The sequence below is a fragment of the Gammaproteobacteria bacterium genome (genome assembly GCA_021648145.1).
GTDB lineage: Bacteria > Pseudomonadota > Gammaproteobacteria > JAADGQ01 > JAADGQ01 > S141-38.
Map to the genome: position 1 here is coordinate 1 of JAKITI010000006.1, position 22,963 is coordinate 22,963.

The 22,963-nt window shown below is 43.5% G+C and carries 16 protein-coding genes; 7 read left to right on the plus strand and 9 right to left on the minus strand.

All coding sequences use genetic code 11. The features are described 5' to 3' along the window. Positions 1 to 124: 124 nt before the first annotated feature. Positions 125 to 727 carry a Fic family protein gene (locus L3J70_05020; GenBank protein ID MCF6235723.1) on the minus strand — a complete coding sequence of 201 codons (603 nt, stop codon included), beginning with the start codon at positions 725 to 727 and terminating at the stop codon, positions 125 to 127. Positions 728 to 831: 104 nt separating this feature from the next. Between L3J70_05020 and L3J70_05025 the strand changes: the two genes are divergently transcribed. Beyond that, a complete protein-coding gene (locus L3J70_05025) occupies positions 832 to 2,088 on the plus strand; it encodes a hypothetical protein (GenBank protein ID MCF6235724.1) in 1,257 nt (418 codons plus the stop codon). Here the strand turns inward: L3J70_05025 and L3J70_05030 are convergent. From L3J70_05030 to L3J70_05045, 4 genes are all read right to left on the minus strand, one after another. Next, the gene (locus L3J70_05030) at positions 2,074 to 2,838 is read right to left on the minus strand and encodes a 3-deoxy-D-manno-octulosonic acid kinase (GenBank protein MCF6235725.1); all 765 of its coding nucleotides are present in this window, start codon (positions 2,836 to 2,838) and stop codon (positions 2,074 to 2,076) included. The two genes, L3J70_05025 and L3J70_05030, sit on opposite strands and share 15 nt — an antisense overlap. A gap of 78 nt (positions 2,839 to 2,916) precedes the next feature. Continuing rightward, positions 2,917 to 4,170, minus strand: coding sequence for an O-antigen ligase family protein (locus L3J70_05035; protein ID MCF6235726.1), 1,254 nt, complete (start codon positions 4,168 to 4,170; stop codon positions 2,917 to 2,919). Then, a complete protein-coding gene (locus L3J70_05040; protein MCF6235727.1) occupies positions 4,170 to 5,090 on the minus strand; it encodes a glycosyltransferase in 921 nt (306 codons plus the stop codon). The genes L3J70_05035 and L3J70_05040 overlap by 1 nt, the downstream gene beginning before the upstream one ends. 220 nt (positions 5,091 to 5,310) lie before the next feature. Further along, positions 5,311 to 6,951 carry a glycosyltransferase gene (locus tag L3J70_05045; protein ID MCF6235728.1) on the minus strand — a complete coding sequence of 547 codons (1,641 nt, stop codon included), beginning with the start codon at positions 6,949 to 6,951 and terminating at the stop codon, positions 5,311 to 5,313. A gap of 239 nt (positions 6,952 to 7,190) precedes the next feature. Here L3J70_05045 and ribF point away from each other — a divergent pair, with 239 nt between their 5' ends. The 5 genes from ribF to L3J70_05070 all read left to right on the plus strand — a co-directional run bounded on the left by ribF (position 7,191) and on the right by L3J70_05070 (position 14,765). After that, positions 7,191 to 8,156, plus strand: a complete 966-nt coding sequence (ribF, locus tag L3J70_05050; protein ID MCF6235729.1) for a bifunctional riboflavin kinase/FAD synthetase — start codon at positions 7,191 to 7,193, stop codon at positions 8,154 to 8,156. A gap of 40 nt (positions 8,157 to 8,196) precedes the next feature. Beyond that, entirely contained in the window at positions 8,197 to 10,959 is a 2,763-nt protein-coding gene (gene ileS, locus L3J70_05055; protein MCF6235730.1) for an isoleucine--tRNA ligase, read from the plus strand. Further along, on the plus strand, positions 10,956 to 11,450 hold the full coding sequence (lspA, locus tag L3J70_05060) for a signal peptidase II (GenBank protein ID MCF6235731.1): 495 nt from the start codon (positions 10,956 to 10,958) through the stop codon (positions 11,448 to 11,450). Before ileS ends, lspA begins: the two co-directional genes overlap by 4 nt. Continuing rightward, positions 11,447 to 12,391 carry a 4-hydroxy-3-methylbut-2-enyl diphosphate reductase gene (gene ispH / locus L3J70_05065; protein MCF6235732.1) on the plus strand — a complete coding sequence of 315 codons (945 nt, stop codon included), beginning with the start codon at positions 11,447 to 11,449 and terminating at the stop codon, positions 12,389 to 12,391. The genes lspA and ispH overlap by 4 nt, the downstream gene beginning before the upstream one ends. 181 nt (positions 12,392 to 12,572) lie before the next feature. Further along, positions 12,573 to 14,765: an EAL domain-containing protein gene (locus tag L3J70_05070; GenBank protein MCF6235733.1), complete on the plus strand. Its 2,193-nt coding sequence runs from the start codon at positions 12,573 to 12,575 to the stop codon at positions 14,763 to 14,765. Here the strand turns inward: L3J70_05070 and uvrD are convergent. Genes uvrD through leuS form a run of 3 tightly spaced genes read right to left on the minus strand, consistent with a single transcriptional unit; the run spans position 14,760 to position 19,976 of the window. Next, the gene (uvrD, locus tag L3J70_05075; GenBank protein ID MCF6235734.1) at positions 14,760 to 16,943 is read right to left on the minus strand and encodes a DNA helicase II; all 2,184 of its coding nucleotides are present in this window, start codon (positions 16,941 to 16,943) and stop codon (positions 14,760 to 14,762) included. The genes L3J70_05070 and uvrD overlap by 6 nt on opposite strands. Positions 16,944 to 16,950: 7 nt before the next feature. Next, complete coding sequence (lptE, locus tag L3J70_05080) at positions 16,951 to 17,496, minus strand: LPS assembly lipoprotein LptE (protein ID MCF6235735.1); 546 nt, start codon at positions 17,494 to 17,496, stop codon at positions 16,951 to 16,953. A gap of 14 nt (positions 17,497 to 17,510) precedes the next feature. Then, the gene (gene leuS, locus L3J70_05085) at positions 17,511 to 19,976 is read right to left on the minus strand and encodes a leucine--tRNA ligase (GenBank protein MCF6235736.1); all 2,466 of its coding nucleotides are present in this window, start codon (positions 19,974 to 19,976) and stop codon (positions 17,511 to 17,513) included. A gap of 249 nt (positions 19,977 to 20,225) precedes the next feature. Here leuS and L3J70_05090 point away from each other — a divergent pair, with 249 nt between their 5' ends. Beyond that, on the plus strand, positions 20,226 to 21,194 hold the full coding sequence (locus L3J70_05090; GenBank protein MCF6235737.1) for a hypothetical protein: 969 nt from the start codon (positions 20,226 to 20,228) through the stop codon (positions 21,192 to 21,194). Positions 21,195 to 21,330: 136 nt separating this feature from the next. Here L3J70_05090 and L3J70_05095 read toward each other — a convergent pair whose 3' ends face one another. Then, positions 21,331 to 22,731, minus strand: coding sequence for a tetratricopeptide repeat-containing serine protease family protein (locus tag L3J70_05095; GenBank protein MCF6235738.1), 1,401 nt, complete (start codon positions 22,729 to 22,731; stop codon positions 21,331 to 21,333). Positions 22,732 to 22,963 lie beyond the last annotated feature (232 nt).

The following is a 22,963-nucleotide window of genomic DNA, read 5'->3' on the forward strand; positions in this document are numbered from 1 at the left end:
CTTCAAGACCTACCTTTGCCTTGTACTCTGCTGTGTGTACCTTGCGTTTCTTCTTCTCACTCATTACTTATATCCCAGATTATCAGGTACAGCTTAAACTACTGTCCGGAATCTGGGGTCCACTTTACATCAGCTGGTTAAACTCCAACTTTCGTTTAGCTGGAAGATTAATGGCAGGATACCCCGCATTGAGCAACACCCCGTTCATCATAAAGCGTCCCATGCGTTTATTCACATCGTAAAAAAACTGGCATCGCGCCATGGTTAAAAAGATATGAATTGCCTGGTCATAAATATCTTTCAGGCCTACCATATCCTGAACCATAGTTTCAAACCAATGAGGTAATTCATCCGCACTAGGCGGCATATACTCTGTTCCTGCAATGGTGGCACCTCCCGAACGAAATTGTCCCCACTCCAGTGCCTCTTCTTTGCCTGCGATTGTATGTAACTCACAAGCCTTATCAGGCGTAATTTCAAATTCATCGCTTTTGATCCAAGCAAAAAGCTGCTTCCATGCTTGTGCTTGATTAAGCGCAATCTGTTGATCACTTAATTTATGCCCACCAACGGTGACACCCTCCATCAAAGTCTGTATTTCAGGAAGAGTAAAGTTGATGCCCTCTAGTTGCACAGCATCATAAACAAATGAGGCCACTTCACGCTGTGCAAGCATCAATGCTTTTGCTTTGTTTGGTACAATGAGCTGAAAGTCATCAAGATTCATTTTTTGATCATCAAAAGTAGCGGATATAGTAGTAAACAATACCATGACAAATTTGTTAAAGCACAGCAACACTAAATAGTCACTAAAACACAATGATTAACCAAATGCCCACTTCATCAGTCACAGCAACACTTGGACTCTATACCTACCGGATTTTATTACTGCTTTTAACACCCATTTTCATCATTATGACTCTGCATCAATACATTACTCGCAATGGAAAATTAGAGTTCTTATTGCAACGCTTTGGCTTTTCAATACCGAAACTCAATTCACCTATATGGATTCACTGTGCATCTGTGGGTGAGGTCAATACTGCGGCTGTATTTATTCAAGGACTAAAAAAAAAGCACCCGTCTCAACCTATATTAATCACCACAAATACACCCACGGGAAAATATGCGGCCTTAAAAAAGTTTGATCAGAGCCGCTACACTCACTGTTTTTTACCCATCGACTTTGCTTGGGCAATACGATATTTTTTGAATAGAACCAAGCCACAAGAAGCTATTATTTTAGAAACCGAGCTTTGGCCCAATATGTTCGACCTTTGTCAGAAGAAAAAAATTCCTATCAGCATCATTAATGCTCGCTTGTCAAAAAAAACACTGGGAGCACCCAAATTCATTCTGTATCTTTATAAACAGTGTTTACTTAAAACCAAGCAGGTATTAGCACAGTCAAAGCAACAAGCCATAAATTTTGAATCATTGGGTTTTTTCAAAGCTAAAAATATCGGAAATTTAAAATGGGTCACGCCACCCGCAAAGATAAACCCTCAAAATTCACTCAAAAAAATGAGCGCTCGCAATTATATTGCAGCCGTATCGACACACAAAAGTGAAGAGCAGCTCATCGCCAATGCGATGAAAAGTCACCTACAAAAAAATAAGCTATTTCTTCTTATCATTCCAAGACATGCAGAAAGAGGAGAGGCATTACAGCAAGAGCTCAATCAAATCGGTTTTCAAACATCATCGCGTAGCAAAAATGAGCCGATTAACAACCACACACAAATCTATATTGCAGATACGACCGGAGAAGTGATCGACCTGATTGCTGACAGTGAGTTTTGCATTATAGGAGGCTCTTTTATTCCACATGGTGGGCAAAATTTTCTTGAGGCAGCCGCTTTAAATAAGGCAGTTATTTGCGGCTCTCATATGCATAATTTCAGTGAAATAACAGCGCTGTTTAACGCGGCAAATGCCATTATAGAAGTTGAAGATGAACAAACATTAGAACAAGCTCTGTCACGGCTCATTACTGACACTGATTTTAGAGATATCACCGCCAATAATGCTCATACCCTATTTGAAATAAATAAAGGTATTGTTGAAAGATATTTAGCCTATTTTTGATAGGGGCAGCCTCTTAGACTGATATGCCGCCAGAAAGGTCTGCCAATCTCCTGCTTGAAAGTTGATCACACCTCTGTTTTTAAGTTTATCTAACGAGCGTTTTAGACGATCAATATTACTTTTTTTCCATCGACTTGAGTTTGCTTTTATTTTACATTTGTCGAAATCAATCAAATAAACAGAACCCTCTGCAATAAGAATATTATGAGCATTCAAATCAGCATGATAAATTTGCCGATCATGAAAGCGCCGAACGGTCTCTCCCACCGCAGCCCATAACTTTTGTTCCCCTTCTTCTTTAGCACATCGCTCTACCAATGACTGGGCATTAAGTATACGCTCAGTAATAAGATCTGCTGAGTACCTGAAACCCGACCGACACACTCTTGCCGCATAAGGTATTGGCACAGGCAAATTCATCTCAGCCATTTTAACCAGTAACTCAAATTCACAAAATGCCCGCGTTGCTTCAAGACCTTGCCAGCGATATTGATCTTTATTAAAACGCGCCACCAAACCACCACGACAATAGTGACGCAATACAAACTCACAGCCATCAAGGGTAAAAAAATGAGCATTGCCACGTCCTGCTTCAGCGCTGCCCGTTAGCATTTGATGGCTTTTTAAGTAGTCTGGTGAAAAGAGCTTCTTAATTTGATCGGCAGTGATATTGTCATCACGAGATATAATATATTCTACGCGACCCACCTCTTCATTAAAAAACCTTTGTACTCGAGTGGTTTTCTTCATTAATTCATATCATTGAAAAACAATAGACACACAACACTCTTTTGTATCACATACCCAATGATCAACATGAGTCACACCTCAAGAATTTAAAATCATCGTCCTACGCGAGTTAGAGCTAATCATTCCATAGATAATATACAAATAAGCAACATAAAGCAGCGTAGTATTTTGCTGCCCAAAAACGATATTTGTGAGTGCGAAAATCATATAGCTAATAATAAGTATGGCTCCACTCATGGGTAGAAACTGATTTAAGCCTCGCCCTTTATTTATTAATTTCATGAGGGCATGCAGCGGCACAACAAATATTAATATTAGAGACACAAGACCAATCAAGCCACGGTGTAGAGTCGCAGAGACAAATTCATTATGTACGTGAGCGACTTTTTCCACAACGAGTGCATTCGCACGCGTTTCACTCACTAATATTTTCATTGTATTACGAAAGTTTCCTTCCCCTACACCAAAAAAAGGATTCTCTGATATTGCCAGAATAGATGCTCGCCATGTCTCTAAACGTAGCCCTACGGAAGTACCAACAACCCCTTCAGAAAAATATGCATTAAATTGATTTAATGCGATATCAACTCGCACTTGAATGTCAGGTAAATAGTAAGCGCCACCCAAACCAAGAAAGAGAATGGCAATGCTGGCCAGTTTTTTCATCCCCCCCCATTTCATTGGGTTCATCGCAACAATCATTAATAGAACAACGGGTATTGCAATCCACCCACCTCGGGTTCCACTGAATATGGATCCTGCCAACCCCAAAAGAAAGCCTGTGAACAATAGCAACCTGAAAGGTTTGGAAATTGATGCTAACAACACACCAGACAAACACATCAAGCCTAAAACGATACTGATACCTCCAAAAGGCACCGCATTTTTGATTCCTTCCGCACGAGGAAGTTCTAGATAAAATATTTGATAGAAGCCAAATACACCACAAGCTATTGCACCAATAATTATGCTAAAAATAAAATATTCGACACGAACATTGGCCTTTCTAAGGTAGAAAAAAATAGGCAATAGTATGATGAATCGAGAAACATCATCTAATCCACTTAGCCGTGTTCCAAAACTTATTATATTGATGGCGTACACAGTAAAAAAAAATAAAACAGAAAAGATGAGGTAGCGTTCGCTTTGGTTTAACGGCACCACTTCCCTATTAAGAAATAAGCCAATACAACTAACAATGACAAGAAGAAAGAGTGCGCCTCCTCCAGCAAAAGGCACAGTCATGAGCAGAGCCGGAAAAACAACTATTAAAAGCCCAGCCGCTGTTGCTGTTAATTGGCTCATTAATGGCTTGTCTTTCTCAATAAGCATCAATTGCTTTGTCGCTCATTGATTCTGGATTTTGTGAGGCGCACATAACTACGCAACTTTGCCCAAAATGTATCTTTTTTGTACCTCCCTTTAGAGATATGGCGAATACGATAAATGCCAGGAATTTCAATACTTATACCTTGCGTTCGCAATAACCATCGGTAAGCACGATCTTCGTATGTTTTTCGCCAGTGTTCACTGGGGGTTTGATACACCCTTATATTCTTGCAATATCCGCAGGCACGAGCAACATCACCGTGGGTAATTTGAAAAGCCCCAACCGCTCTTGTTATCTCTCGAGGGCTAAATAGAGTTGTATCAATATCCATCACTTTAGGCTGGAGTCCATCCGTTAACAAAGGATTTGACTCATCCAACAGTGGTGTTGTGAACTCTCCCTTGGGGAATAGAAGAACATCATTGCGCCCTTGCAAGGCCGTAGCCAATGAATCTAAACAATTTTTATGAAAAATAAGGTCACAGTCAATAAACCAGATCCAGTTTGCTTTTGTCGCCAGCGCTGCTTTGTTGCGCCCAATGGCTCGACGAAAAAGCTTCTCTTTAGGGAGTGGTTGCCAATTCCAGATAACGCCAGGAATCTCCATTTTGCTATAAAAGTCGAGCATCGCTTGAGTCGCAATATCTTCCTTTGAATAAAAAACGGTGACAGTAACATCAACTTTGGTGGGTGGATAGTTAACAAAAGAACTTAAATGGTAAGCCATCAAGTGTGAATAGTTCCAGCAATGGCTGACAACTTCCAATGTAGTTTTGCCTCGATAGGTGCTTCGCTCCTCACCTGAGGGAACGTTTGGCAAAAACCATCGAGCAGGTATCAAGTTATTAGCAAAACGAAAAAATAAATTTTCCAAGCCATCTCTCCAGCGAGAAATGGCTGATGGACGGAAAGAGGTACTCATATCAGTTTTAATGACCTTAAAATTCGTTCCGATGCCAAACCATTACTATAAGGATTATGAGCTAGAGACATTTTGTTAAATTCATCCTGATTATTAAGCAAGGCCTCAACTGTGCTGAGCCGTCACACAAACATACATGTTTATACTCTTTGCTCGCAACACTTTAACCATTTTTTCACTCAGTGAAGGTGATTGATATGTCATATGGTTTATACGTTATTTACCAAACACACACTTTTTTCAACTGTTTTCTACTGCCTTTCAGATACTTTCTTGTTTTGCCTAAATCCATAACGGCATCGAACACAGAGCCCAAATCGATATAAGTATTGTTAGGATAAGTTTTAGTTAACTGGTAAATAAGCATATTACTTAATACGCCTGCGCAAAATATGAATACTTCATCTTCGATATCATTCTCTGAAATATACGCCTTAATTTCTTCCAGCAGGCGACCATAATTCACGACCCATGCATTTCCTCCCACTCGAAAGTCTTTGCTCGTAGTGAAAGGAAGGTTGTGAATATCAGCCTCTTTGTGACAAACAATATTGATGACTCTAGATTGAAATACAGGAACTGTGGAGTCTAAAAAAGCCGCATAGTTCGAATTTACGAATAGATTCGCCCAAGTCAAACTGGCTTCTTCTTGCTGTGATTGACTTCTTAACTGATCACAGTGCTCGTCACCTACACAACAGCGACAAGGCAAGCCAACAAAGTACTGTTTGTCTTTGAACAACAAAGACTCTTCGAGAATTTTTCGGTGTCTCTCATCCTCTGCATTATCAGGTGTGTATTTGTGTTCCCCATTGCATTTTTTGGATAGATCGATACTTTCGCCATTGATGACAATCATCTCACCGTCGCCAAACCTGACCAAAGAAAAATTTTCACCATTTTTTAACTTTCTATTAAACTTAGTAAGGTCACCTGCAAAGGTTTTTACCTGCGCACCACTGGCCTCTTCAACAATCTTCCAGCCATCTTGGTGGTATTGGTGAACGATGTTTGTACGGGTCTGTTTGTGATCTGCTGTTTTGAAAGTAGCCACGGCTTTTCGCCCGACAATCTTGCCAAAGTCTGGTCGACAGCTCCACAGCGATTGATCATCTTCTGGGTGTGGAGGAACAAACGTTTTAATACCGCCATATTTAAGAGCCATATAACTGAGGTGAATATCCTCACCATTATCCCAAGAACACGGCTCTTCCCGCCACATATATTGAACATGTTTTTTTCGCATAAACCAGGCATGACCAACAAGATCAACCTGCTCTGTCGATATTGAGTGTTTGCCATTCCACCCCACTTTATTTTTGCTTGAATAGCCTCCCTCGATGGGAAGCAGAACACCCGACCCTCCCAAGATGCCGTCATAACCGTTATCAATGGTTGTTAAACAGTTTTCAAACCATCGGGGCTGCGGCAAAATATCATCATCAAAGAACGCAACGTAACCTGTTCGCACCAAATTCCCCAGAGCAAATCGCCCCCAAAACAGCCAGTTTGTATTGGATACTACAACCCGATCAGCCAATGACGATACGTCACGCAGCTTGTCGGGACTAAGATTCGTCCATACCCAAATTTCTGTTGGCGGTATGGTTTGATTTCTAAGCGCTTTGATTTGCTCCGCCAAGTACTCTGTACGCCGGTAAGCCGTCAGAATAACGGTGATACCATCAGGGTCAGGCTGAGTGAGTTCAGCCGCAGTGCGATCAAAAGTAATCGTATCTGCCGTGTGGTTGACGTTTCTCTTCCAAAGGTTACGCAGCCTGACACGGAAAAACCCAACCACACGAGTATCCCACCACCATTTAACCTTTTGTTTAACTGTTTTGTTGTATTTTTTTACCATTGATCAACCTAAGATCTGATTGTCATCAGAATGCCGCATAAAATCTTAACAAAGCATGGAGCTTACTATTCATAAGCTATAAATTCTTGGTGGCCATTGTAGCTGGATCAGGGTTTTCTTCCCAGCTTTTACTTGATTACACATGAAGATCGCAATAAGATTTAGACCATCCGGCAGATTTCGCTATAATAGCCCGTTTTCCCTTTAAACACGCCAATTTAGATCATCTGACTCACAACATGAAATTGATTCGAGGCCTATACAATATACCCCCGAACCTGAAAGGGTGTGTTGTCAGCATTGGTAATTTTGATGGTATTCACTTAGGCCATCAACAAGTAATCACTCAACTGACTGACAAAGCGGCTGAACTCAACTTACCTTCCGTTGTGATTACCTTTGAACCACAACCCCCAGAATATTTTTCAGAAAATGCCGCGCCATCACGTCTAACACGTTTTCGTGAAAAGTTTCAGGCATTGCGTCAATTTTCAATTGATTACCTGTTTTATTTACGCTTTGATGCGGCGATGGTCGCTCTATCTGCTGAAGAGTTTGTCCAAAAAGTACTCATTAATGGGCTCAATGTGCGCTATTTGGTCGTTGGCGATGACTTTCGTTTTGGTTATCGCCGCCAAGGTGACTTTGCCCTGTTGAAAAAGATGGGTGAAAAACTCGGTTTTCAGGTCGTGCAGATGAATAGCTTTGATATGGGACAGCAACGTGTCAGTAGCACTCGAATTCGCCACGCACTCACCCAGGGTGATTTAACTACCGCCGAAAATTTATTAGGCCGCCCCTATCGAATCAGCGGGCGTGTCGCACATGGTGATAAGCTGGGTCGCACACTGGGCTTTCCCACCGCCAACATTCATTTGCACCGAAAAACGACACCACTCAGTGGCATTTATGCGGTTGAAGTTTTTGGTTTGAAAAAAGAACCCGTGATTGGTGCAGCCAGTATCGGCACTAGGCCGACGGTGGGCGGCAAGCAATATTTACTGGAAATTCACCTACTCGATTTTTCAGAAGATGTTTACGGGCACTATGTTGACGTGGACTTTAAATATAAACTGCGTGAAGAGTTGCACTTTGAATCGCTGGAAATTTTAAAACAGCAAATTAAAAAAGATGTTGCCCGCGTTCGGCAACTTATGAATATTAGATCAAACACCCAAGCTCAAGAGAACTGTTGTGGCCAATAATTACAAAGAGACCTTAAACCTTCCAAAAACAGCTTTCGCCATGAAAGCGAATCTGGCAAATCGTGAGCCACAGATGCTCAAAAGCTGGAGTGAAAAAACACTCTACAAAAAGCTTCGAGCCGCACGCGCAGGGGCAAAAAAATATATTCTGCATGATGGCCCTCCCTATGCAAACGGTGATATTCATATTGGCCATGCCGTTAACAAGATCCTGAAAGATATTATTGTTAAATCTAAATCGCTCAGTGGTTTTGATGCGCCCTATGTGCCAGGCTGGGATTGTCATGGCCTGCCTATTGAACTGATGGTCGAAAAGAAAATTGGTAAAGTCGGCCAAAAAGTAGATGCTAAAACCTTCCGCAAAGCTTGTCGTGAATATGCAAAAAAACAGGTCGACAAACAACGGGAAGATTTTATTCGTCTTGGAATTTGGGGGGATTGGGATCAACCTTACCTCACAATGGATTATTCATTTGAGGCCGATATCATTCGCAGCCTGGGGCGTATTGTTAAAGCAGGTCACCTTCATAAAGGCGCTAAACCTGTTCATTGGTGCCCAAGCTGTGGTTCTGCATTGGCCGAAGCGGAGGTTGAGCATCAAGACAAAACTTCCCCTGCGATTGATGTGCGCTTTCAATTTTGCGATACCGATGCCTTTTTCAAGCAAAGCAATATCACCAAACGCGGCAGCGGCACACTCTCAACAGTAATCTGGACGACCACGCCGTGGACACTGCCTGCCAATCAGGCCGTTGCACTAAACCCTGAGCTGGATTACGTATTAGTCCAAGCAGACGATGAACAATTACTGCTTGCCGAAGCGCTCTATGAAGGCGTGTTACAACGCGCTGAAATCCAAAACCATGAAATACTCGGCCGTTGCAAAGGCGCTGATCTGGAAAACCTGCAACTTAAGCACCCGTTTTATGAGCGAAATGTACCGATCATCCTTGGTGATCATGTCACCACAGACGCAGGTACCGGCGCTGTTCATACCGCTCCAGGCCACGGTGTCGATGACTTTATTGCAGGCAAAGCTTACGACTTACCGATTGATAATCCCGTCGGTGGTGATGGCTGTTTTCTACCCAGCACAGAACTATTCGCCGGTGAGTTTGCATTCAAAGCCAACGACCATGTAGTTGAAGTCTTAAAAGAGCGTGGTGCACTGCTGCACTTTGAAGCGATTCGCCACAGCTACCCGCACTGCTGGCGACATAAAACGCCTGTTATGTTTCGTGCCACACCTCAGTGGTTCATCAGCATGGAACAAAATGGCTTGCGTGACTCCGCGTTGACGGCGGTCAAAAATGTACAGTGGATGCCAAGCTGGGGAGAAGCTCGCATCGAAGGCATGATAAAAAGCCGTCCCGATTGGTGTATTTCACGTCAACGCACCTGGGGCGTGCCAATTGCGCTGTTGATCAATAAAGAGAGCGGTGAACCCCATCCAGATACAGAAACTCTAATCGAAACCGTTGCTCAAAAAGTCGAGCAACAAGGTATTGATGCCTGGTTTGATCTTGAGGTCAATGAACTGCTGGGTGATGATGCCGATCAATATGAAAAAGTGACCGATACACTCGATGTCTGGTTTGACTCTGGGGTATCTCATGCGTGCGTACTGGAGCGTCGGGATGAATTAGGCTCACCCGCTGATCTCTATCTGGAAGGTTCAGACCAACATCGCGGCTGGTTTCAATCATCATTGATGAGTGCCGTTGCGATGCATGGCGAAGCGCCCTATCGCAATGTTCTGACCCATGGTTTTACTGTGGATGCCAAAGGCCGCAAGATGTCCAAATCTGAGGGCAATACCATTGCACCACAGAAAATCGTTAAAAATCTGGGCGCTGATATTATCCGTTTATGGGTCGCTGCAACAGATTACACCACCGAGATGCACGTTTCAGATGAAATTTTGAAACGTACTGCGGATACTTATCGTCGCCTACGTAATACGGCTCGGTTTTTACTCTCCAACCTGAATGGTTTTGAACCTGAAATTAATAGCGTCGCACCCAGTGAAATGCTGGCCTTGGATCGTTGGGCAGTGCGCCGAGCCATGCAATTACAAGATGAACTGCGCGGTGCTTATGATACCTTTGAATTTCACCAAATCTATCAAAAAGTACACCACTTCTGTGCAGTCGAACTGGGTGGTTTTTATCTGGATATCATCAAAGATCGTCAATACACCACTCAAGAAAATAGTCTGGCTCGGCGCTCGGCACAAACGGCGATGCATCACATCATCGAAATGCTGACTCGCTGGTTAGCCCCTATTTTGAGCTTCACCGCAGATGAAATATGGCCATTTATTCCGGGTAAACGTAACGAGTCGGTTTTCCTCAATGAGTGGTATCAAGTCGATGGTTTTGAAGAAAAATCAATTGACGCAAGCCCCTTGAATTGGAACCAAATTATTACCGCACGAGAAGCCGTGAGCAAAATTCTTGAAGGGTTGCGAGTCAATGGTGAGATCGGCTCACCGCTAGATGCTGAGATTGATCTCTACTGTGATGCTGATTTACTGCAAAACTTATCACAGCTCGATGATGAACTTCGCTTTGTTTTGATTACATCCTATGCTCGAATTCATCCATCGAAAAACAGGCCCGAAAGTGCGGTTAAAAGCCAGATGGACGGGCTCTGGATTACAGCCAAACCTTCGGCTCATAATAAATGTGTACGCTGCTGGCATCATCAACAAGATGTCGGTTCTTATAATGAACACCCCGAACTCTGTGGTCGTTGCATTGAAAATGTCACCGGCCAAGGTGAAAACAGGAAATTCGCATGATCTTTGATAAGTATAAAAATAGTGGATTGGTTTGGTTATGGCTGACGATTATAATCGTCATACTGGATCAGTGGACAAAGTTCCTGGCTGAAGCCAATCTCATCTACCTTGAACAAGTTCCCATTGTGCCTTCATTCAATCTAATGCTGGCTTATAATAAAGGAGCTGCTTTCAGTTTTCTCAGTGATGCTGGCGGCTGGCAACGCTGGTTTTTCACGACGATCACACTGATCGTCAGTGTGGCCATTATTTATTGGTTGTATACGTTAAAATTCAGTCAAAAATGGCTTGCGATTGCACTGGCTCTGATTCTCGGCGGTGCGATAGGCAATGTATGGGATCGCATCCAGCTGGGGCATGTGGTCGATTTCGTTCAACTTTATTACCAATCATGGTATTGGCCTGCATTTAATATCGCAGACGCAGCCATTTGTGTCGGCGCAGTCATGCTTATTATTGATACTTTTAGAAAGCAACCTGAACAATCATGAAAATTATTCTAGCGAACCCGCGTGGTTTTTGTGCTGGCGTCAATCGTGCCATTGAAATTGTAGAACGTGCTCTGGAGCTTCATGGCGCACCCATTTATGTGCGCCATGAAGTAGTACACAACAAATTTGTCGTCAGCAATTTACGCAAACGAGGCGCTATTTTTGTCGAAGAGCTTGATGAAGTGCCTGCCGATGCTACGGTTATTTTCAGCGCACACGGCGTTTCAAAAGCGGTACGCAATGAAGCAAAGCGCCGTAAACTCAAAATATTCGATGCCACCTGCCCGCTTGTGACCAAGGTTCACTTAGCCGTCGAACGTCATAGTAAAGAGGCGCGGGATGTTATTCTGATCGGTCATGCTGGCCACCCTGAAGTGGAAGGTACATTAGGCCAATACGAAAGAAGGAATAACAAAGCAACCATCCATATTGTTGAAACACCGGAAGATGTCGCTCAGCTCAGCCTGGATAGCTCATCTGAAGTTGCTTATTCCACCCAGACAACACTTTCTATGGACGATACATCACGCACCATTGACGCTCTGCGACAGCGCTACTCAAACCTGTCCGGCCCCAAGAAAAATGATATCTGCTATGCCACCCAAAATCGGCAAGATGCAGTTAAACAGCTCGCCAGACAATGTGATTTAGTCTTTGTTGTCGGCTCCAAAAATAGTTCAAACTCAAACCGTTTACGGGAAATAGCCCAAAAAATGGGGGTCGATGCATATTTGATTGATGGCCCGGAAGATATTGATCCAACCTGGCTCAATGGCAAAGAGACCATTGGAATTACTGCGGGGGCTTCCGCCCCTGAGCTGCTCGTGGAATGGGTTATTGATCATCTGAAAACACTCGGTGCAAGCAGCGTTGAAGAAGCCGAGGGTGAGCCGGAAACGACTATATTTCCCTTGCCTTCAGAGCTTCGCCGACTGACATAACCATTATATTCTGTTGTGGCACTGCAAGGGTTGGGGCAGTACTTTTCCTGATACAGGCGAATTAAATTTATAAAACAATACGAAAAAAATATATTCTATTTGCAATATGTAAAGAGTTTCATAATGATAGGGCTCTATTACGGTGCTTTTTGGTTAATTCAAACGAACCCCAAATACAACCATGTCACATTACATCAACAGAAAAGCAAACTTCCAACAGATTCGTCGTTGCTTTTCACTTATTACAGCCTCTGCATTCTTATTCATTCCACTGACCTGCCTGATACTGGCAAGTTATACTGGATTATTTGACCATTATTCGCTTTACCCCTTGTGGAAACAAAATCTGATCTGGGTCATTGCCGTCGCCATGTTTGTAATTTCCCGCATTCATTTTTGGCGCTTTATGAACATTTTTAAAAAAGCTTTTGAAGAAGAGTCCACCACAAAGCTTTCCCCCGTACTTAATAGAAACCTTGCTCGCTTTCATATCAATTACTGGGGGCTATTACTTCATTTTGTCATTTTTAGTGTGCTTGCATTTTATATCACAACCACTCACCTAAGTAGCTATACAGAACGGTTTACAGAAACGGCAACGCTGGCCATACTCTATCTTGCCGTCACTGCTTTAATCGGTATACCGCTTTATTTTCAGGCGTTTAATAAACTCGGGCGATTAATTGCATACATTGAACTTGATCGCATTCGGGTCAGTTTGAAATTACGAACTTTTCTATTAGGTGGCATTTACCCTTTACTCACCAGCGCCGTTCTACTGGGATATATTTCCTGGAGAACAGATATTTTCAAAGTTGAATTTTTACTTGCATGGTTTGGTTTAGGTGTCACCACCATTATGGTTGCATGGCTTTCTCTAAATGGTATCACCCAATCATTGAAACCAGTCATCAACTTACTGAAAAAAAATGGTATGGATAAACACTCTAGCAGCCTGATAGCAGCGCAGCTCACCCCCCAGTCAAGCGATGAAATTGGCTATCTGACACAAGAGCTCAGCACTCTGTTTCAAACGATGGGAGATCAGGATGAAAAACTGACCTATCAAGTCGAACATGACTCACTCACCGGCCTCTATAATCGCCACTACTTCAATGCCGCGCTTGAAAAACTCATTGAGCGTGTTGCTAATCGCGATACTCAATGCATGCTTTTTTACATTGACCTTGATCGATTCAAAGAGGTCAACGATACACTTGGCCATGCGTCAGGCGACCGTTTATTAATCGAATGCGCTCAAATGATGGAGACTCATACACGAGATGGTGACCTGCTGGCTCGCCTTGGCGGTGATGAATTTACCATCATACTTCACAACACCAACAATGAAAAAGCCGAATATATATCAAATAATTTATTGGCCATGTTTGAAGAGTATCGCTTTGTCGAAGATGGTCGAACATTTAATATTAGCTGCAGTATCGGCATGACTTTAATTAATCATAGCAGCCACTCTGTAGATGAAGTTATTTCACAAGCAGACCAAGCCTGCCATACAGCAAAAGCAGCGGGGCGTAATCAAGCTAAATTTTATGAGTACCATGAATCTTCTGAGTTTAATATTGAGACAGGCTGGGCTGGTCGCGTTCGGCATATGCTTGACAATGACGACCACCTGCAATTGGTTTACCAACCAATTATTTCTATTCCAAATGGTAAAATTATAGAGTTTGAAGTGCTCGTGCGCATGATCACCAATAGCGGAAAAACAATCTTGCCTGGCGGTTTTATAGCTGCCGCTGAACGCTTTGACTTGATCCAACGGATCGATAGAGTCACCACTCAAAAAGCGATCTCAAAACTGGCTCAAATGGACTCCAACATCTCTTTTTCCATAAATCTTTCCGGTCGTTCACTGGATAATGATGAATTACTCACATTGATTCGAAACCAGATCAAAGCCACCGGCATTGATGCCTCTCGCCTCACTTTTGAAATCAACGAAAGTACCGTTATCACTAATATGAATGCCGTATCAAAATTTATTAAGGAGCTCAACGTGATCGGTTGTCATTTTGTTATGGATGACTTTGGTTCTGGATTCAGCTCTTTTTATTACCTTAAACATCTACCTATCGACAAAATTAAAATATATGGTTCTCTGGTACGTGACCTAAAAAACAACAAGGTAAATCAAGCCATGGTGCAATCCATCCACCAAATTGCTCATGCCATGGGCAAGCAGACGATTGCAAAATCGGTTGAAAATGGTGAAACATTTCAGTTGTTAAAAGGTTTTGGTGTGGATTTTGCCCAAGGCTACTTCATTGGCAAACCTGAAAAAGATATTCATAAATTCAAAGAAGGGTTGATTACCACACAGCCCTTTATAAGAAGTGAAAGGCTACTATAACGTTTCTAGTTTTGCATACGCCAGCACCAACCATTTACTACCATGAGCATCGAAATTAACCTGAACTCGCGCATGGCTGCCATCTCCCTCAAAGTTCATCACCACACCCGACCCAAACTTGGCGTGAGAAACTGACTGCCCGAGGCCTAACCCTTCAACTTGTGTCGATACTTTTTTAACCGTAGAACCTAAACCAGAGTTCATACTTGATGGTCGCACTGAGCCATAATTCTGGCGAACTTCATCAAGTAACTCATCAGGAATTTCACGCACAAAACGGGACAATTGCGGGTAGTGATCTTCACCATAAAGCCGCCGATGTTCTGCATGGCATAAAATTAGCTGCTTACGCGCCCGAGTCACACCGACATAACAGAGCCGACGCTCTTCTTCGAGCTGCCTTGGCTCCATACTGGAGCGTTTATGAGGAAACAGACCTTCTTCCAGACCACACATAAATACAACCGAAAACTCCAGCCCTTTTGCTGAGTGCAACGTCATGAGCTGCACGCAATCATCACCCGGTTCGCTTTGTGATTCGCCCGCTTCCAGTGCAGCATGCGCTAAAAATGCATCCAGAGGATCCATATCTGCCTCTTCAACCTCATCACTCGGCTTAAAGTGACGGGCTGCCGTCACCAATTCACCCAGATTTTCAATTCGAGTTTGACCCTTTTCACCTTTCTCTTTTTTATAGTGATCAATCAAACCACTTTGCCCAATCGTCTGCTCAACACGTTCATGCAGCAGCAAATTTTCCGTCTCGTCAGAAGTTTGATCAATCAAATTCAGAAAAATCTTCACAGCATTTCCTGCTCGTGCAGTCAGCTCATTTTCAGCCAACACATACTGCGCCGCACGCCACATAGAGGTCGCTTGCTGACGAGCCTGAGTGCGGATAATGTCCAGCGTCCTTTGGCCAATACCTCGCGTTGGCGTATTGACGACACGTTCAAACGACGTGTCATCATCACGATTTTTAAGCAGCCGAAAATATGCCATTGCGTCTTTGATTTCAGCCCGTTCAAAAAAGCGTAATCCACCATAAATACGATAGGGTAATCCCGCACGAATCAATGCCTCTTCAAGTACACGGGACTGGGCGTTTGAACGATATAACAGCGCAAAATCATTCCGTGAATAACCCTCGGCCTCAACCAATTTTTGAATACGCTCAGCGATAAACTGTGCCTCATCCAGCTCATTCAATGCCGTATAGAGTAAAATCAGTTCACCTTTCTCACCCGCTGTCCATAATTTTTTCCCCATGCGATTTTCATTTTTTTCAATAATCGCATTGGCTGCAGACAAAATATTATTTGTCGAGCGGTAGTTCTGCTCCAGGCGGATCACACCGACATTGGGAAGCTCCTCACTGAAACGCTGAATATTTTCAATTTTTGCGCCCCGCCAGCCATAAATAGATTGATCATCATCACCAACGGCAAATAACTTGCCTTCTTTGCCCGCCAGCAGACGGAGCCAGGCGTATTGCAATGTATTCGTATCCTGAAACTCATCCACCAAGATATGGTGAAAACGATTTTGATAGTGTGCTAGAAGAGTTGGGCTATCACGCAGTAACTCATGCGCCCGTAATAGCAATTCAGCAAAATCAACCACACCACTCTTCTGGCATGCCGCTTCATACGCTTGGTAAATTTCAATCAGCTTTCTTTCTTGAAAATCACCATTATCGTCAAGATGTTGGGGCCTGAGCCCCTCATCTTTTTTACCATTGATATACCACTGAGATTGGCGTGGTGGCCAACGTGTATCGTCCAGTTCAAGCGCCTTATGGACACGCTTTACAATACGAAATTGATCTTCTGAATCGAGAATCTGGAATGTTTTTGGAAGTTTGGCTTCGGCCCAGTGGGTGCGCAGTAAGCGATGAGCAATACCATGAAACGTACCCACCCACATACCGCTCATTGGAATGCCTAACAAGCTATCAAGGCGCACTCGCATTTCAGCGGCGGCTTTATTGGTAAACGTGACTGCTATAACACCAAAGGGTGATACCCCTTCAACACGCATTAACCATGCAATACGATGCACCAGCACACGCGTTTTACCACTGCCCGCACCGGCCAATATCAAGCGATGCTCCAGCGGTGAAGAGACAGCTTCACGCTGGTCATCATTTAATGAATCAAGAAGATAAGAGACATCCATCGTAAATTTACCGGGTTATTGCTGCTTCTAAGCGACGTGTCATCTGACGTGCCGCATCATCGGCCATCACTTCATACAGAGTAGACTCTTCCGCCTCAATCGCTAACACAGCCGACTCATCAAACAGATAAGTGCGCTTCAAAATCACACTCTGCTCAGGCAGGAGCATCTGATCAGGTGCTTTGGCCTCTTTGTTATTCTGAGTCGCTGAAAAAGTCACCACATACTGCAGTTCATACTCTTCAACTTTGCCATCACTGGCGACTGAAAGAACACGTCGACCTTTGTTTTCACTGATAATCGTTAATATAGAGTGAGCCTCATCGCGGTTTTGAGTCAGTTCAAGATAATCACTCAGAGACCCCACCAACTCACTCTGTGATCTATTCGTCTGAATATAGACCACTTGATCTATTTTAACCACATCGCTGCCACGTAGACGAAAGCCACAACCTGAAAGCAGCAGCACACATTGGCAAATAATCAATAACAGAACAATTGCCTGCCAACGGAATGCTCGGTTAACTAATAAGAGCTGTGGTTTCAATTTCATCAGGACTTCTCGAGTTATGCATCACTCACAACAATATTAACCAAACGTTTGGGTACTACAATCACTTTCCTGACCACTTTGCCTTCTAAAAAACGTTGCACATTTTCATCATTCAAAGCCGCTGTTTCAATTACATCTTTTGCCGCATCCGTTGCAACATTAATGCGACCACGCAATTTACCATTCACTTGAACAACAAGTTCAATGCTATCTTTGACTAATGCATCTTCATCAACAATAGGCCACACTGCTGTAATCACGGCTCCTTCGCCGCCCAGCGTTTGCCATAAACTATGGCTCACATGCGGGGTAATCGGTGACAATAGCAGTGCCGCTGCTTCCAACGCTTCCTGCATCACCGCCCGACCTTGCTCAGATTCATCATCAAAACGATACAGTGCATTCAGCAGCTCCATCACTGAAGCAATCGCTGTATTAAAAGTGAAACGCTTGCCCATATCATTGCTGACTTTGGCGATGGTTTTATGGGTTTGGCAACGTAATGCTTTTTGTGCAGCATTCAGACTCGCCACATCCAGCACAGAAACAGCGCCATTCCCGACATGTTCATACACTCGTTTCCATAAACGTTTCAGAAAACGTGATGCACCGTCCACGCCACTATCCGCCCATTCCAGCGATTGCTCCGGGGGCGCGGCAAACATCGTAAACAGACGCACGGTATCAGCACCATATTTTGCAATTAACCCTTGTGGGTCGACCGTATTGCCTTTTGATTTAGACATCTTAACGCCATCTTTCAGCACCATGCCTTGCGTGAGTAAATTAGCAAAAGGTTCGCCCTCTTTAACTAACCCCACATCTCGCATTAATTTCTGGAAAAACCGTGCATAGAGCAGATGTAAGATCGCATGCTCGATACCACCGACATACTGATCGACCGGCAACCAGTAATCTGCACGTTCATCCAGCATGGCTTGATCATTATCGGCACAGGTATAACGTGCGTAATACCAGGAGGATTCCATAAAGGTATCAAACGTATCTGTTTCACGCTCCGCTTTACCGCCGCACTTGGGGCAAGTCGTTTCATAAAACTCAGGCATTTTTTTGATCGGTGAGCCGACACCTTCAAACTCAACCTCTTCAGGCAGTTTCACGGGCAAATCTTTATCCGGCACCGCCACCGCGCCACACTCTTTACAATTAATAATTGGGATCGGTGTGCCCCAGTAACGCTGACGGGAAACCCCCCAGTCACGCAGACGATAATTGATCTGTCGCTGACCTTTATTCTCTTTTTCCAGCATGAGCGCGATGGCATCAAAGGCCGCTTCTGAGCTCAAACCATCAAACTGGCCTGAATTAATCAAAACACCTTTTTCTGTGAACGCCGACTCATCAATGCTACTTTCACTGCCATCCGCAGGTGCAATCACCTGGCAAATCGGCAAGCCATATTTTTTGGCAAATTCATAATCACGCTGATCATGCCCTGGAACCGACATCACCGCGCCCGTGCCGTAACCCATCAAGACGAAATTGGCGACCCAAACAGGTACTTCATCACCCGTCACTGGATGAATCACTTTAATGCCTGAATCCATTCCACGTTTTTCCATGGTTTCAAGCGTCGCTTCCGCAACATCCATATTGGAGCACTCTTCGATGAACGCTTTAAGTTCTGGATTGTTTTCTGCTGCTTTTAATGCCAGAGGGTGGCCCGCTGCCACCGCGACATAAGTCACCCCCATCAAAGTATCTGGGCGCGTTGTGAAAACAGTTAATGGCTCAGTGAACTCTGTATCACTGGCGGCAAACTCCAGCTCCAACCCAACCGAGCGACCAATCCAGTTACGCTGCATGGTGCGCACCTGTTCTGGCCAGCCGTCCAATTTATCAAGATCTTCGAGCAATTCATCCGCATAATCAGTGATTTTCAAAAACCATTGAGGAATCTCTTTACGCTGCACGGTGGTATCACAGCGCCAGCAGCAACCATCAATTACCTGCTCATTAGCTAAAACAGTTTTATCATTCGGACACCAATTCACTGCCGATACTTTTTTATAGACCAAGCCTTTTTCGTACAAACGGGTAAATAACCACTGCTCCCAGCGATAATAATCAGGCTGGCAAGTGGCTAACTCACGATCCCAGTCATAACCAAAACCGAGTTCTTTTAATTGGTCACGCATATAATCAATATTGTCACGCGTCCATGCGGCAGGCGGCACGTTATTTTTCAGAGCAGCATTTTCCGCAGGCAGGCCAAAGGCATCCCAACCCATCGGTTGTAATACATTTTTTCCCTGCATTCGCTGATAACGGCTGATCACATCGCCAATGGTGTAATTACGCACATGCCCCATATGCAGACGGCCACTGGGATAAGGGAACATTGACAGGCAGTAAAACTTCTCTTGATCAGGATTTTCAACAGCTTTAAAGCTCTGGTGCTCTTCCCAATACTGCTGCGCACTGCGCTCGATCTCTTGCGGATTGTAATTTTCGTTCATGACTGCCTGATTTTAACGTATTCGATAAAAGCGGTGAGGATACCGCAGCTAGCAAATCGCCACAATAAATCTGGCTCAGGTATTCCTGAACTACAAGTCATAAGTGCATTGTTTATTAATTTGGTGTCATGAAAAAGAAGGCTCCATCCTATCATTATTATGGATATACTCAACAATATGGATAAAATGTGCAAAGAACTCAAGAAAGGCAGCCATTTTGTGGTTTTAAATTAATGGAGTGGGTTAAAAATGTCTCGTTATTCTAATACGCTACGGGTTGTAATTCTTACAGATTCAGGAAACAAAATTGTTGCTCCGCTTCTTCACCAAGGGCTGCATATCGTGGGCGTATCTGAAATTCATGATGAGTTTGGCGCGTTATCTAAATCCAGACAATGGCTGGAGCGCTTATATTGGTTGATATATAAACGTCAGAATATGCCTTATCTATCAGAGTATGCCAGGAACAATAATATCACCTACTTTGAAAAAAAAGAGGGAAGCAAAGCAGGTTATATTCAGTGGCTAAAAAGTTTGAATCCCGATGTGCTTGTCTTGTATCTTGCGCCTATTTTGCCACGAGATATATTCTCTATTCCTCGTCTGGGAACCTTAAATATTCACCCTTCATTATTACCAAAATATCGTGGATCCAACCCCTATTTCTGGATGTATGTGAACATGGATATGACGGCTGGAGTCACTCTGCACTATATAGATGATAATATAGATACCGGTGATATCGTGGCACAACGACAATATGAAATTGAGCTCGGGACTCCTGTACTTGAAGTGGGTAAAAAGCTTATTCTAGATTATGCTATTCCAGCATTAGTCGATTCTTTAAAGCAGCTGGAAGAGACAGGTAAACTGAATATTATCTCTCAACCACCTGAGAGCCTGACACCTTGTACAAAGCCTTTATCTAATGCTGAATATATCGAAGTTCTTGATTTTGAACATTGGTCATTGGAACGTCTTTGGCATGTCTTGCACTCTACTGAGCAGTGGCGAGGCGTATTTTTACCTGAAGTTAAAAATTCAAAGCATTATTCCTGGTCCATAGGTCATTTTGAGGAAAGACCTCAAAATGGGACGGTTGGTTGCTTTGGTCAGGATGAGCGAGGCTATTATATTAAACACAGACATGGTGTAATCTATTTTAATAGACAATTTTCTTGGAAAAAATATTTTTTATCTTTAATCAGGAATACTTGAAAAGCTTTAACCGAGAAGAGAAAGCGCAGTTTGAGATAGTGAGCTGGGTTAAGCCTATCACCGCTGCGTTGCCACCCCTTTCTATGAGAAAATACCGGCTTTCTTGACTGATGTTTGGAGACATAAAAAGATTAAATCACCGAACCATAACAACCATTATGGAGTCTTGAATTCGACCGGCAAGTGCTTCAAGACCTTCGGGTTGGCTTGATAACTCATTAATGGTTTGCTGTTTTTCAGGCAGCTGTTCCAACAAATTATTAACGCGTTCTATTTTTACTGAAAAGCTAATATTGCCAATGGTATTTGTTGCTCCCGTCACAGGGTCGACAAAACCCAACATAGAGGCAACCAAGCCTACGGCTTCACCACGCATATTGAGTAACGGCCCGCCACTATTTCCTGATTGAATCGGCACACTGGTTTGATAAGCATCAGGGTTATCCTCCAAGCCATTTTCACTACTTATCAGGCCCGCAGAAAGTTTAGGTGACCTGCCAAGAACATCAACCCGTGGGTAACCGATCGTAAATACATTTGCACCGAGGCCAGCAACATCAGATGATAACGGTAAGGCAGGAGGCAACTGTTCAGGATTATCGACAGAGAGTAGTGCAATATCATTGATTTTATCTGTTAAAGTCACTCGGGCATGAATCTCTTCTCCCTGACGATTAATGAGCATAATTTCTTTGCTATCAGCAATCACATGATAATTGGTAACAACATGACCTGAAGCAACAGGCCACGCCGTACCGAATGAAGCACCTTCAGCGTTATCAAACGACATTGCCCGAGATACATTGGATACAGATTTTTCCAGTGCGAAAGCAAGGCTATGACCCGCTTCATGTAATGCAAGAGCATTTGAGATATGTTCGACTTTATCTGTATCACCCTGGTCACGATAGGCGATGGTGGATTTATTCAGCCAGCGAGCAGAAATATCAATATCCTTTGATACACCTTTGCCATTAGCATACATTGAACCTAACTGATACGAAGCATCGGCATGATTTTGCTCGGCTGCTTTTTTAAGCCATTGCAAAGCCAGCTGATTACTGACTGGAACACCGACCCCATCAAGATACATGATTCCCAGCTGATGCTGCGCTATCGCCAGACCTTGCTGAGCTGCTGTTTGATACCAGAGAGCAGCATCGGCATAATGTTGAGGCGTACCACGACCCGTTTCATACATCATACCCAGATTAAATTGAGCCGCTTGATTACCTTGAGTTGCAGCCGCCCGATACCACTTAACAGCCAGCGCGACATCCATCTGAACACCTTGCCCAAAATCATAAAGTGTTCCCAGGTTAAGTTGTGCCTGGGCATCTCCCTGCGCCGCTAAAGGCTGCCATATTCTTGCGGCCTCCTGATAGTCACCATATTCATACGCAGCCCATCCAAATTCAAAAGCATTCGATGTTGTTGGTGTTTTGGCACTGACTTGAAAGGAAAATGCAGCAATAATAAGTAGCGGTAATAGAAAAAACAGTTGGCGAAAAACTGAAGTGGAGCTTGTGATACTCATATATTCCATACTCCATGATACGAACAAAAAATTTTGCTTTCAGGTCAGAGGCCAATCTATCTCAGTATTATCTATAAAAAGAAAATCAGGAGCACAGTCCATACCATCTGTTTAAAAAGCTCATATTTTTTCTAGCGACTGCATTCAGCTCAACTTTAGGAATTGAGCTTGAATTGCCTTATGGAGTATTCACTATTTCGCCGTATAACGGGGCTTTCCACCCCTGAGTATC

Coding starts and splice junctions, on each gene's coding strand:
- L3J70_05020 (MCF6235723.1), bottom strand. CDS start 727: ATGAATCTTGATGACTTTCAGCTCATTGTACCAAACAAAGCAAAAGCA.
- ribF (MCF6235729.1), top strand. CDS start 7,191: ATGAAATTGATTCGAGGCCTATACAATATACCCCCGAACCTGAAAGGG.
- L3J70_05070 (MCF6235733.1), top strand. CDS start 12,573: ATGTCACATTACATCAACAGAAAAGCAAACTTCCAACAGATTCGTCGT.
- ileS (MCF6235730.1), top strand. CDS start 8,197: ATGAAAGCGAATCTGGCAAATCGTGAGCCACAGATGCTCAAAAGCTGG.
- leuS (MCF6235736.1), bottom strand. CDS start 19,976: ATGAACGAAAATTACAATCCGCAAGAGATCGAGCGCAGTGCGCAGCAG.
- ispH (MCF6235732.1), top strand. CDS start 11,447: ATGAAAATTATTCTAGCGAACCCGCGTGGTTTTTGTGCTGGCGTCAAT.
- uvrD (MCF6235734.1), bottom strand. CDS start 16,943: ATGGATGTCTCTTATCTTCTTGATTCATTAAATGATGACCAGCGTGAA.
- L3J70_05035 (MCF6235726.1), bottom strand. CDS start 4,170: ATGCTTATTGAGAAAGACAAGCCATTAATGAGCCAATTAACAGCAACA.
- L3J70_05095 (MCF6235738.1), bottom strand. CDS start 22,731: ATGAGTATCACAAGCTCCACTTCAGTTTTTCGCCAACTGTTTTTTCTA.
- lptE (MCF6235735.1), bottom strand. CDS start 17,496: ATGAAATTGAAACCACAGCTCTTATTAGTTAACCGAGCATTCCGTTGG.
- L3J70_05040 (MCF6235727.1), bottom strand. CDS start 5,090: ATGAGTACCTCTTTCCGTCCATCAGCCATTTCTCGCTGGAGAGATGGC.
- lspA (MCF6235731.1), top strand. CDS start 10,956: ATGATCTTTGATAAGTATAAAAATAGTGGATTGGTTTGGTTATGGCTG.
- L3J70_05045 (MCF6235728.1), bottom strand. CDS start 6,951: ATGGTAAAAAAATACAACAAAACAGTTAAACAAAAGGTTAAATGGTGG.
- L3J70_05025 (MCF6235724.1), top strand. CDS start 832: ATGCCCACTTCATCAGTCACAGCAACACTTGGACTCTATACCTACCGG.
- L3J70_05030 (MCF6235725.1), bottom strand. CDS start 2,838: ATGAAGAAAACCACTCGAGTACAAAGGTTTTTTAATGAAGAGGTGGGT.
- L3J70_05090 (MCF6235737.1), top strand. CDS start 20,226: ATGTCTCGTTATTCTAATACGCTACGGGTTGTAATTCTTACAGATTCA.